A 12,150-nucleotide genomic window follows, 5' to 3' on the forward strand; every position below is an offset into this window, starting at 1 on the left:
CATAACAATAGCAGCAGTAGTTTTGGTAAAATGGCAGGAGTTCTTCCTGCCATTTTCTATTTGACTGCTTCTTTTATTTTGGTGTGGATCGCTGTGTTTTCATACACGCCGCTGAATAAATAAGAACGGGGACCATAAGCAAATACAGGTACCGGTGTTGCTGTATGATCATTGGTTGAAAAATGCCCGTTTACAATTCCTTTGGAAGGATCCCCATTCACCAAGGTTAATCCGCCGGTTTCATGATCTGCTGTTACAATTACCAATGTTTCTCCGTTCTGATCAGCAAATTCAAGCGCTGCTTTTACTACCTGATCAAAGTCCAGCAATTCATGTACGATCGTTGCCATTTGATTATTATGACCACCATTATCGATTTGTGCACCTTCCTGCATCAGGAAAAATCCGGCTTTGTTTTGCGAAAGGAGCGCAGTGCTTTTTTTAAATGCTTCCACCGCCCAGTTTCCTCTGCCTTTCAGTATCGATTTTCCAGCTCTGTCTTCCAGTACTATCCATTTTTTTTGGGTTTTATCAGGAACTGTTTCCAAAGAGTTGCTCACCTGAAAGTCTGGCATGCTTTGACGAATAATTCCGTCAAAACCTTTTTGTCCCGATCCCATTAATAAATCAATTGGTTCTGTTGCAAGATCTTTTAAAATGGCTTCACTGCTGCTGCGCTCTGATTGATGGGCATAAAAATCAGCCGGTGTGGCATCCGTTATATCGCCGGTTGAAACAATGGCAGTTTTCTTTCCCCTTTCTTTCATGTAGATTGGAAGCAGTGGAACTGCAACACCCGTATGATCCACTCCAACCGCCCTGTTATTTGTTTTTATTCCGGCTGAAAAAGCCGTACTGCCCGGAGCAGAATCCGTAATATAGCTGTCATAGGAACTGGTGCGGGATAAGCCTGTAGTTTTAAACTGGTAAAGGTTCAGCTGGTTGAAGTTGGCGGAATAGGCTGCATGGATTTGTGCCAATCCCATTCCATCTCCAATTAATAGGATAATGTTTTTGGGTGCTTTTTTTATCCCGTCTGATTTATAGCTCGGCAGGTAAATGCTGGTTGACTTTTCCTTGTTTTGAAATCCACTGTTGGCGGATTTTTCCATAAAGCCGGCCAGTTCCGGAATATGATCTGTATTCATATAGTCAATTCCCAGCTTTCCCAACTCAAACCAGGCATTGATAAAATCCGGTGCATTCCAAAAGCGGATTTTTTTTCCTTTTGCATGAGTTTCTGCAATTACTTTCTCCAGCTCTTTTCGTTCTTTTTCCGGTATAATTCCTTTGCCATTCCATTTGGTATATTTCTGCAGGTTCGCACTTAAAAGAGGCACACGCTGTGTTATGGACGCGGGATAATTTTCCCAGGGAAGTCCGTCGTATAAAATAAAATCCGGGTAATTGGCGAAATCAGCTACCGGTGGTTTGTTGCCGGATAATACCAATTGGATACTTTTGCTTTGAATGATTTCCGGGTAGGTTTTCAATATGGAAACCAATGTATCCAAACAGGGATTGGTTGGTGATTTAATATCGATCAGTAGTTGAACTGCATAGTTTTTATCTGCCGATAACTGCCCCTGATGTTCTTTTAATAATTGACGCAGAGGATCGAGGTAAAGGTTTTGAATTGTTTTATCGGGACGAAGATCTTCTTTGTCATGAGCAACTAAAATGCCACCATTAGCCAGGTAAATATCCACTTCAATGGATCCTGCTTTTGCATAGTAGGCCGTCCAGAACGGAATCGGTTGTTCATAATCGTTATGGGAATGGATTCGGTAACTAAGTGCCGATTTTTCCTGGCTTGTAACTTGGGTTGCGCCTCCGAGTAGAAAGCTGAATAACAGGAGTTTTATCCTCATTTTGGTAAACTTACGGTGTGAATGATCTGATCTTTATAATCAATAAACTGAACCAGTATTTCTTTATTGGTAACTGAGAAACTTGCAAAGCCCTGAGTGCCCGCAACAAATTTACCTCCGTTGGGATGAATCTTAACGGGCCTTGCTTCTGATCCTGCACCTGATATAATATGATGGGTTGGTCCGGCTGGCTTCACATGCTCCAGATGGTGCTCATGTCCGGCTATATACAAATCCACTTTATATTGATGAAAAATTGGTTCCAGAAAGTCTTTCATATTGGCGACATCTTTGGAATCTTTTCTCCAGCCGCCAGTGTATAGGGGATGGTGACCTACCACAATTTTCCATTTTGCATTGGATTGGGACAATTCCCGCTGGATCCATTCCTTCTGCTGTTGAACATAGCCTTTTTTGTATTTAATTGAATCGTAGGGATGTCCCCGAAATTCTTTTTCAATGGGATCCGTATCAATAAATAAAATCAGAACGGAGTTTGAACTGTCTCTTTCCCTGAATTTTCTGCTGTAATAACGGGCTGGCATAGTCCATCTGCTGCTGATCTGCGTATATTCCACCTGTGCATCGGGGTTAGAACCATAATCATGATTGCCCAGTACCGGAAACCAGCGGACATGTAAGGATTGTGCCCTGTAAATCGATTCAAAGGAGCTGATCCAGTGATAATCGCGGGTGCTGGCAACTCCATAAGGATAAAAATTATCTCCCGTGGCAACAATGAAATCTGCATCGAGATCATGTGCTGCTTTGCCCATTCCTGCAGCTACTTCTTTCTGGTAGTTTTCTCCGTTTCGACCCCAATCACCAATGACCAGAAAATGTAATGCATTTTCGAGCTTTTTGATTCCTTTAATTGAGCCTCCTTTATAACCGAGATCCTCCACCAGTGGGGCCTGTGCCTGTGTATTTTGCAAAGCCCCTGCCAATAGCAAAAAAACTACAATGCAGCTTAACCAAAGTTTCATAACGATTGCTGTTTTAAACCTGTGAAAGTAAAAGGTAAATTGAAATCCAATGAGAATTGCAAATTAAATCTTTACTATGTCTCATCCCACGCTGTCTTTGCAGGATAACCAATAAATCCAAAACTTTCGTTCTTCCTTTATACGAAACAACTGTAACTTGAAGTATGGAAAAAATGAGCTTTGCCATCTCTTTGGAAAGAGGTAAACACCTGGATCTGCAATCTTTTGCAGGCAAATGGAAAGGTACCAGCAGGGTCTGGTTTGAGCCGGATGTGCTGGCGGATGAATCACCGATCGAAGGCACTATCGAATCTATACTGGAAGGCAGATTTTTATTGCACCGCTACGCCACTCAGTTTAAAGATCGGGAAGTGGAAGGGGTTTATATGATTGGCTTTGATCTGCAATCGAATCAGTTTCAGGTTGCGTGGGTAGACAGTTTTCATATGAGTACCGCCATCATGTTCTCCAAAGGAAATGCCAATGACCATGATTTTGAAGTGCTTGGTTCGTTTTCGGATCACCAACAGCCTCCTCAATATTGGGGCTGGCGTACAGATATGCATTTTGAGAAGGAGGAATTGATCATTGTTGCCTACATGATTTCTCCAACCGGGCAATCACAAATAGCAACTGAAATCCGCTACCACCGGACTACCTGATGTCCGGATTTTTTTTTAATAATTAGGAGAGTTGGAAAAAATATGCTTGTTTTGTCTACTGAAACAATAGACTAATGTAAGTCAGTATACGAACAGCATGGGTTAACCGGTTTTAATCGGTGGTTGATTAATATCCGGTTTCCCACTGTTTTCTGTTTTCCTTACCTGAGATTGCATTATAAGTTAGTGTTATATTTTGTCAACTGAAAATTAAGCGTGAAGCAACAAACGGATTATGATGTAATCATCATTGGAGCAGGACCCAATGGATTGGCTGCGGGGATAACTTTACAGGCGAAAGGCCTGCAGGTGCTGCTGCTGGAAGCTAAGCCTGCCATTGGAGGAGGGATGCGTACCGCAGCGTTAACACTTCCCGGATTTAAACATGATATCTGTTCGGCTATTCACCCAATGGCAAAAATTTCACCGTTTTTTTCTTCCGTCAACTGGTCAGATTATGGTTTGGATTTTATTGATCCTCCTGTTTGTGCCGCCCATCCATTAGATTACGGAACCTCTGCTGTATTGTTGCAATCCATTGCCCCAACTGCAGCCCGACTTGGTATTGACCAGTCCAACTACCTGAATTTGATGGAGCCGGTTGTGCGCAATTTTGATCTGCTGAAAAATGATATTCTTGGACCATTAACATGGCCGGATAACGCATTTGCGCTGGCCGGATTTGGTGTTAAAGCCCTGCAACCAGCCACATGGATTGCAAATGCATTTAAAACTGAAGAAGCAAAAGCATTGTTTGGGGGGATGGCGGCACACGGTATTCAACCGTTAACAAATTGGGCAAGCGCTGCCATTGGAATGGTTTTGCTGGCAGCCGGACATACAAGCGGATGGCCGATTCCTGTTGGCGGTTCCCAGTCTATTGCAGATGCCATGGCGGCGCATTTTCGATCGCTCGGTGGTGTTATAGAAACCGGATTCGAAGTGAAATCGCTTCGGCAATTGCCTTCCTCCAAAGCAGTTGCGTTTGATTGTACACCCCAGCAATTGTTACAGATAGCCGGACATCAATTTTCGAGCTTTTATAATTGGCAATTGAAGCGTTATCGGTATGGAATGGGTGTTTTTAAAATTGACTGGGCATTGGATGCGCCTATTCCCTGGCGTAATGAAGAATGTAAGCAGGCTGGTACGGTACATATTGGTAATACATTTGAGGAAATCAGTTGGAATGAAGCAGCTACTGCAAAGGGTATCCATGTGGATCAGCCGTTTGTATTACTGTCACAACCTTCCTTATTTGATTCCACCCGCGCACCAGAAGGCAAACATACTGCCTGGGCCTATTGTCATGTTCCTTTTGGCTCTGAAAAAGATATGAAACAGGCTATTGAAAAGCAGGTAGAGCGATATGCGCCGGGATTTAGGGAACGGATCATCGGCAGTCACACGATGAATACCCGCGCCATGCAGGACTATAATCCGAATTATATTGGTGGCGATATTAATGGCGGTGTGCAGGATATTGGTCAGTTATTCACCCGGCCGGCATTGCGCTGGTCACCTTATAGAACAAGTGCAAAAGGGCTTTATATTTGTTCCTCATCCACTCCTCCGGGTGGAGGGGTGCATGGCATGTGTGGTTATCATGCAGCGAAAAGAATTTTAAAGGATCTGTTTTAAATGAACTTGTAATGGCAAACGATGTAGCAAAACCCCTGATAAATGAAGATTGGACCGCTGTTTGGTTGGGTGCATTGATAATTCTGCTGGCAGTTGTCGGATTGCAAATTCCAAAACCTGTTTTTAGCTGGAGCGATGGAACTACTCTGTACGGACAGGTTTTAGCTGGTTCGAATCTGTTGAAAATCGGCGGACTCTTTTTTATTATGTATGCCATTGCTGCTGCAGGAACAGCATTGGCTGGAAAATCAATTGCTGCTGTTCTAAAAATTTTTCCACTTGTCTTTTTTGTATCCATACTGGCAATGCTGCTCGCCGGTAACAAATTGATAAAAGACCTCAATCTGGAAGCGGTTATTTTTAGCCTTTCACTGGGTTTGCTGATCGGGAATTTATTTCGGCTTCCGGAATGGATTACCAAATCGCTCCAGACGGAATTGTTTGTCAAAATTGGATTGGTATTATTGGGCACCAGTATCATTTTTGGCGATATGCTGAAAGCCGGATCACTTGGTTTATTGCAGGCATTGATAGTTGTGTTATCTGTATGGTATTTTGCTTTCTGGATATGTAAAAAACTGGGAGTAGAAGACGATATGCGTATGATGATTTCCAGTGCTGTTTCTATTTGTGGCGTTTCTGCTGCCATTGCCACATCCGGAGCAATCAGTGGCGATACCAAAAAACTCTCCTATGTGATTTCGCTGGTGCTGGTTACAGCCATCCCCATGATGATTGGTATGCCTTATCTGGCACAGTGGATGCAATTGCCGGAAGCCGTTACCGGTGCATGGCTGGGTGGAAGTATTGATACCTCAGGAGCCGTGGTGGCTGCAGGTACATTGGTAGGAGAGGATGCTTTGAAAATTAGTACGATCGTCAAATTTTCGCAGAATGTATTATTGGGGATCGCTGCATTTGCGATTTCTGTTTACTGGACTTATTCACGTAAAGAAGGTGTAGCGGTAGAAAAACCTACACTGGGAGTGATTTGGGAGCGATTCCCGAAATTTGTTTTGGGGTTCGTCTGCGCCTCCTTGTTGTTTTCATTTGTTTTGAACGCGGATACCATTAAAGCAGTTAAAGAACCACTTAAAAATATACAAACCATGTGGTTTGTACTGGCATTTACAAGTATCGGGATGGAAACCCGGTTTGCTGAATTGTTTCACCAGAATAATAAAAAACCCCTGTACGGATTTTTGATCGCACAAGGGTTTAATATTATCGTTACGCTGCTTGTTGCTTATCTGCTCTTTCGTTAAAATGCAACACCGGCAAGTTCCAGACTTTTTTTCTTGAGCTGCTGAATGGCCACATCTTCGATGATCGGCTGTGGAGTTAGAATCAGCGAGGTGCTGTTTTGTTTCCACCAGTCATTTTCGATGAGTTCTTTTACATGTAATACACCCACCAGGTATTTGCGTTCCTCCCGTGCATGCCATTCTTCAATCCATTCAAATTTTTCACGAGGTATATGTTTCCAGTCGGTGAAACTCAGGTACACTCGCAGGTAATAATCATTGGTGATGCTATTTGGCTGGTGGTGATAGAGTTTTTTATACTCGTATTTATATTCATAACGCAGTGCAGACAAGTCACTCAACACGGCGGAAGCAGTTGGGAAACTTCCGGCGCCTTTTCCATAGAAAAATTGTTTGTCAGAAAAACCACTTTCAATTACCACACCATTGTATTCGTTTTTTACAAAGGAAAGATGATCGTCGGCCTGAATGAATTGTGGCAATACAAAACTGGCCACTTTACCATTGTGTAGTTTCTGTGCCTGTGCAACCAGTTTGATCTGCTGCCCTTTTTCAGCGGCAACACGTGCATCCATGGCATGTATGTTCTGAATGCCGGTGAAGAGCAGGTTATTGGGGTGCTCAATTATTCCGTATGCGTGCGTTAGGAGGAAGGTCCATTTGTTGAGCGCATCATATCCCTCCACATCCAACGAAGGATCCGATTCTGCAAAACCTAATTGTTGCGCCAGTAAGAGAGCCTGTTGGAAATCCAGCTTGTCTTCAAACATTTTGGTAAGTATGAAGTTGGTGGATCCGTTGACAATGGCCTTGATTCCATGCAACAAATCATTATCATAATATTCCTCCAGATTCCGGATTACCGGGATGGAAGCGCAGGCTGCTGCTTCGTATAAAAAACTGGGTTCAACTTCCTGTTGCAGGGCCAGTAATTCAGGCAGGTGCTCGGCAATCATTTTTTTGCTGGCACTCACCACAGATTTGCCGTTTCGAAGTGCTCTGGTTACAATTTCAAAGGCGGGTTCCGCTTCGTTGATTACTTCAACAATTACATTGATTTCTTCATCGTTCAGCAGCTCATCGCGATCGGTCGTAAACAGACTGTCGGGTGCATTTCTTTTTTTGCCTGCATCTTTGATACATACTTTTTTGATAGATGCACTGAGGGAAGGCGTTTGTTGTAAGACTTTATAAAGTCCTTCTCCAACAACACCAAATCCGAATAATCCGATGGTTAATTTCTTGTGGTGAGTCATGGTGAGTTTTCTTGCTTATAATTAGATAGATACTAGCCCGGCTTCTTTTTTTAAAAGGCCGGATGCTTTTTTGTTTTGTGTTATTTGTTGAAAGGCATCTTCCAGATCGTTCACCAGATCGGCTGCATCTTCCAACCCAACACTAAGGCGGATGAGTCCGTCTGTTATACCGGCAGCTTTTCTTTTTTCCGGATCAATGGATTTGTGGGTCATGCTCACAGGGTGACTGATAAGGCTCTTGACGCCGCCCAAACTTTCAGCCAGGTGAAAGAGTTGGGTAGACTGTACAAAGATACTGGCTGCTGATTCGGAATCCTGTTTCAGCCGAAAAGAAACCACTCCGCCAAAACCCGGGTAGAATACTTCTTCTACTGCAGCATGTTTTTGGAGGAATTGAGCTACCTGGGTTGCAGACCGGGTATGTTGCTGAACGCGGAGGTGTAATGTTTCGAGTCCCCTGATCAGGAGAAAACTGTCAAATGGGCCTAAAACTGCTCCGCAGGCATTCTGGTAAAATTTGATCTGTTTACCGATTTCCGGGTCTTTGGCGATTATCAGTCCGGCGATTACGTCACTATGTCCGCCGATGAATTTGGTAGCGCTATGTACCACGATATCGGCACCCAGGGTTAGGGGCTGCTGATAAACCGGGGAGGCAAAAGTGTTATCCACCGCAAATAATAGTTTGTATCGCTCTGCGATATCGGCAATGGCCCGGATATCTGCCACTTTCAGGGTGGGGTTGGTGGGAGTTTCCAGCCAGATCAGTTTTGTTTTCAGGGAGATGGCACGATGAACCGCCGTCAGGTCACTCATGTCAACGTAGGTAACCGTAATACCGAATTTTTTGTACACTTTTTCAAAGAGCCTAAAGGCACCTCCGTAGATGTCATTGACCGCGAGGATTTCATCACCTGATTCCAATAGTTTGATAACGGCATCAATGGCAGCCAGTCCACTTGAGAAGGCTGCAGCTACAGTACCTTTCTCTAGTTGGGCGATGATTTTTTCCAGTTCCTGGCGGGTTGGGTTGTTGGTTCGGCTGTAGTCAAATCCTTTGTTTACGCCTGGAGCTTCCTGCACAAAGGTGCTGGTCTGATAAATAGGTACGGCAATGGCGCCGGTTTGCGCATCCACCGGGATGCTGTGCAATAATTGTGTTGTCGCTTGCATTGTTAAACATTTTTTTAATTGAAAAACAGGTTGTTAGCGACACCACCTACCAAGTAAAATCGGGAGGAGCGGGTATAAAAAAAGCTCTCCCGATAAATCATCAGAAGAGCTCTATGTAGAAGTTGAATTTCTGCAAAAGCCATTCATCTGACTTATCTATCCCTTTTACGGGCTGGATTTGGCACCTTACTTCCTGCGTTACCGCAGGAAACAGGTTGTCAAGGCTTCATCGGGCCATTTCCCTCTGCCTTTCTTGATAAGCGATGCTCTAAAGAACTGCCGCAAAGTTAGGAAGGTGTTTTGTTATTTCCAAACCAAAGTCGTCAGACAGGTGTTAGGACATTGTTCTTACAATGTCCTAACACCTGTCTGACACTTATAGTAGATTTGTACAATGAAGAAAAGTAAAAAGGCGGTACCAGTGGTGCAGGAAATGATAGAGGTGACGGGTGCAAGGGAACATAATTTGAAAAATATTGATATTCAATTGCCTAAAAACCAGCTGGTGGTTTTTACCGGCGTAAGCGGTAGTGGGAAATCCTCCCTGGCTTTTGATACTATTTATAACGAAGGGCAACGTCGTTATATGGAAAGCTTTTCCGCCTATGCACGCCAGTTCGTGGGTGATATGGAACGGCCGGATGTAGACCGGATTACCGGCCTCTCGCCCGTAATCTCCATTGAACAAAAAACGACCAATAAAAATCCGCGTTCTACCGTTGGCACCATCACCGAAGTCTACGATTTTATGCGTCTGCTCTATGCCCGCGCATCCGACGCCTTCAGTTATAACACCGGCAAACGAATGACAAAGTTCTCCGAAGAGGAAATTGTCGAAAATATTTTCAGCAAGTACGAAAAGAAAAAAATCTCTCTGCTGGCACCGCTGGTAAGAGGCCGGAAAGGACATTACAGAGAACTTTTCGAAGATATCCGCAAAAAAGGTTACCTCAAGGTTCGGGTAGATGGTGAAGTCAAAGACCTGATTCCCAAAATGCAGGTGGATCGCTATAAAATCCATGATATCGAAGTCGTGATCGATCGCATGGCCGTTACCCCTGATATGAAACTTCGCCTGAGTCAGAGTGTTCAGAAATCCATGCAGGTAGGAAAGGGACTCCTCTTTTTATTACTAAATGATAACAACCAATTAATCCAATACAGCCGGCAGTTAATGTGCGAAGACACCGGTATTTCCTACGAGGAGCCATCGCCCAATAGTTTCTCTTTCAATTCGCCTTATGGTGCCTGCCCAACCTGCAAGGGCCTCGGAACCGTTTACCAGATTAGTATGGAAAAAGTGATTCCTGACTGGGATAAAAGTATCAAAGAAGGCGCGATCGCACCGTTGGGTGAAGAACGGGAAGCTTATGTGTACAAACAAGTGCAGCAAATCGCAAAGAAACATAAAATCGATCTGAAAAAACCGGTGCGAGATCTTCCAACATCCGCATTAAATCTGATACTCTATGCAAATGAAACTGGTAGTGATTCAACCGAATTTGATTTTGATGAAATGGCTGGCGCAGAGCGTGTATATGCTGAAGAATTTGAAGGCGTAATTCCTCAATTGAAACGCTGGTTCGCTACCGCAGGCTCGGAAGGAATTCGCGAATGGGCAGAAAGTTATATGGATCTCACTACTTGTTCTACTTGTGATGGTGCCAGATTAAGAAAAGAAAGTCTATGGTTCCGCGTGGATGGAAAAAATATTGCCGAAATCAGCAACTATAATCTGGACAAACTGCTGGCCTGGTTTGATGGCATGGAGAAACGCATCAGTGCCAAACAACAAATTATTGCAAAAGATATTTTAAAAGAAATCAGAGAACGATTACAGTTTCTGCTTGATGTCGGCTTAACCTATCTTACCCTTAACCGCTCTTCTAAAACCCTGAGTGGTGGAGAATCCCAGAGAATCCGTTTGGCTACACAGATCGGCTCTCAATTGCAGGGTATCACGTATGTGTTGGATGAACCAAGTATCGGACTACATCAGCGCGATAACCATCGACTGATTACAGCTTTGCAAAATCTGCGTGATATCGGGAACAGTGTGTTGGTTGTTGAACACGATAAGGATATCATGATGGCCGCTGATCACCTGGTGGATATTGGTCCGCGTGCCGGGAAATTCGGCGGACAAATAGTTGCGCAGGGAACTCCGCAGGAAGTGCTGGCATCCAATTCAGAAACTGCACAATACCTGAGTGGAAAAAAAAGTATTGAAGTTCCGCAGGCCCGCAGAAAAGGAAATGGTTCCGTTTTGGATTTGAAAGGTGCTAAAGGAAATAACCTGAAAAATATTTCCGTAAAATTTCCACTGGGTAAACTTATTCTGGTTACAGGAGTGAGCGGTAGTGGAAAGAGTACGCTGATCAATGAAACCCTTTATCCGATTTTATCGCAGCATTGTTATGAATCCAAACAAAAGCCGCTGGAGTATAAAACTATCAAAGGACTTGAGCATATCGATAAAGTGATTGAAATTGATCAGTCTCCCATTGGCAGAACACCCCGTAGTAATCCTGCCACCTATTGCGGATTCTTTACAGAAATAAGACAATTGTTTGCCGCTGTTCCCGAAGCTAAAATCCGGGGATATGCAGCAGGCAGATTCTCCTTCAATGTAAAAGGCGGCCGTTGTGATACCTGCGAAGGTGGTGGTATGCGGGTAATTGAAATGAATTTCCTGCCGGATGTTTATGTGCATTGCGAAAAATGCAATGGAAAACGATATAACCGGGAAACACTTGAAATTCGTTACAAAGGAAAATCCATCAGTGATGTATTGGATATGACAGTAGAAGAAGCTGTTGAGTTTTTCCAGGCAGTTCCTTATTTATATAGAAAGATCAAAGTGTTGCAGGAAGTTGGTTTGGGGTATATCACACTCGGACAAAGTGCGGTTACACTCAGCGGAGGAGAAGCGCAACGTGTAAAACTGGCAACAGAACTATCAAAAAAAGATACAGGTAAAACATTTTATATTCTGGATGAGCCTACTACCGGTTTGCATTTTCAGGATATCCAACATTTGCTGGACGTATTAAACAAACTGGTTGATCGCGGTAATACGGTGCTTGTTATTGAACACAATCTGGATGTAATAAAAGTGGCGGATCATATCATCGATATTGGTCCGGAAGGCGGAGATGGCGGCGGACAGGTTTTATTCACAGGAACTCCGGAAGAAATGATTAAAGAGAAAGGGAGCCATACAGCGAAGTTTCTTAAAGGTGAAATGTGAGAGGTGAAAGGTGAAACGTGCGAGGTGAAAGGTGAAAGGTGCGAGG

The 12,150-nt window shown here is 43.7% G+C and carries 8 protein-coding genes and 1 riboswitch; of the genes, 4 read left to right on the top strand and 4 right to left on the bottom strand.

Annotated features, from left to right (window positions below; all coding sequences use genetic code 11):
* Positions 1 to 56: 56 nt before the first annotated feature.
* Both B2746_RS16320 and B2746_RS16325 read right to left on the bottom strand, forming a co-directional pair.
* Positions 57 to 1,871: an alkaline phosphatase gene (locus B2746_RS16320; RefSeq protein ID WP_290796046.1), complete on the bottom strand. Its 1,815-nt coding sequence runs from the start codon at positions 1,869 to 1,871 to the stop codon at positions 57 to 59.
* Entirely contained in the window at positions 1,868 to 2,857 is a 990-nt protein-coding gene (locus tag B2746_RS16325; RefSeq protein WP_290796048.1) for a purple acid phosphatase family protein, read from the bottom strand. Before B2746_RS16325 ends, B2746_RS16320 begins: the two co-directional genes overlap by 4 nt.
* 164 nt (positions 2,858 to 3,021) lie before the next feature.
* Here B2746_RS16325 and B2746_RS16330 point away from each other — a divergent pair, with 164 nt between their 5' ends.
* The 3 genes from B2746_RS16330 (at position 3,022) to B2746_RS16340 (ending at position 6,425) form a co-directional block, all read left to right on the top strand.
* Complete coding sequence (locus B2746_RS16330; RefSeq protein WP_290796049.1) at positions 3,022 to 3,519, top strand: DUF1579 family protein; 498 nt, start codon at positions 3,022 to 3,024, stop codon at positions 3,517 to 3,519.
* Positions 3,520 to 3,735: 216 nt separating this feature from the next.
* Entirely contained in the window at positions 3,736 to 5,160 is a 1,425-nt protein-coding gene (locus B2746_RS16335) for a phytoene desaturase family protein (RefSeq protein ID WP_290796050.1), read from the top strand.
* Between the two features lie 11 nt (positions 5,161 to 5,171).
* Positions 5,172 to 6,425 (top strand): YeiH family protein, encoded by a 1,254-nt coding sequence (locus B2746_RS16340; RefSeq protein ID WP_290796052.1) that lies wholly within the window; start codon positions 5,172 to 5,174, stop codon positions 6,423 to 6,425.
* Here the strand turns inward: B2746_RS16340 and B2746_RS16345 are convergent.
* Both B2746_RS16345 and B2746_RS16350 read right to left on the bottom strand, forming a co-directional pair.
* Entirely contained in the window at positions 6,422 to 7,681 is a 1,260-nt protein-coding gene (locus B2746_RS16345; protein WP_290796055.1) for a homoserine dehydrogenase, read from the bottom strand. The genes B2746_RS16340 and B2746_RS16345 overlap by 4 nt on opposite strands.
* A gap of 21 nt (positions 7,682 to 7,702) precedes the next feature.
* The gene (locus B2746_RS16350) at positions 7,703 to 8,854 is read right to left on the bottom strand and encodes a trans-sulfuration enzyme family protein (RefSeq protein ID WP_290796057.1); all 1,152 of its coding nucleotides are present in this window, start codon (positions 8,852 to 8,854) and stop codon (positions 7,703 to 7,705) included.
* Positions 8,855 to 9,003: 149 nt separating this feature from the next.
* Positions 9,004 to 9,117: riboswitch (SAM riboswitch) on the bottom strand.
* Between the two features lie 131 nt (positions 9,118 to 9,248).
* Between B2746_RS16350 and uvrA the strand changes: the two genes are divergently transcribed.
* Positions 9,249 to 12,104 carry an excinuclease ABC subunit UvrA gene (gene uvrA, locus B2746_RS16355; protein ID WP_290796059.1) on the top strand — a complete coding sequence of 952 codons (2,856 nt, stop codon included), beginning with the start codon at positions 9,249 to 9,251 and terminating at the stop codon, positions 12,102 to 12,104.
* Positions 12,105 to 12,150: the final 46 nt, after the last annotated feature.

The organism is Flavihumibacter sp. UBA7668 (assembly GCF_002483205.1).
Taxonomy (GTDB): Bacteria; Bacteroidota; Bacteroidia; order Chitinophagales; family Chitinophagaceae; genus Flavihumibacter.

Coding starts and splice junctions, on each gene's coding strand:
- B2746_RS16325 (WP_290796048.1), bottom strand. CDS start 2,857: ATGAAACTTTGGTTAAGCTGCATTGTAGTTTTTTTGCTATTGGCAGGG.
- uvrA (WP_290796059.1), top strand. CDS start 9,249: ATGAAGAAAAGTAAAAAGGCGGTACCAGTGGTGCAGGAAATGATAGAG.
- B2746_RS16330 (WP_290796049.1), top strand. CDS start 3,022: ATGGAAAAAATGAGCTTTGCCATCTCTTTGGAAAGAGGTAAACACCTG.
- B2746_RS16320 (WP_290796046.1), bottom strand. CDS start 1,871: ATGAGGATAAAACTCCTGTTATTCAGCTTTCTACTCGGAGGCGCAACC.
- B2746_RS16340 (WP_290796052.1), top strand. CDS start 5,172: ATGGCAAACGATGTAGCAAAACCCCTGATAAATGAAGATTGGACCGCT.
- B2746_RS16345 (WP_290796055.1), bottom strand. CDS start 7,681: ATGACTCACCACAAGAAATTAACCATCGGATTATTCGGATTTGGTGTT.
- B2746_RS16350 (WP_290796057.1), bottom strand. CDS start 8,854: ATGCAAGCGACAACACAATTATTGCACAGCATCCCGGTGGATGCGCAA.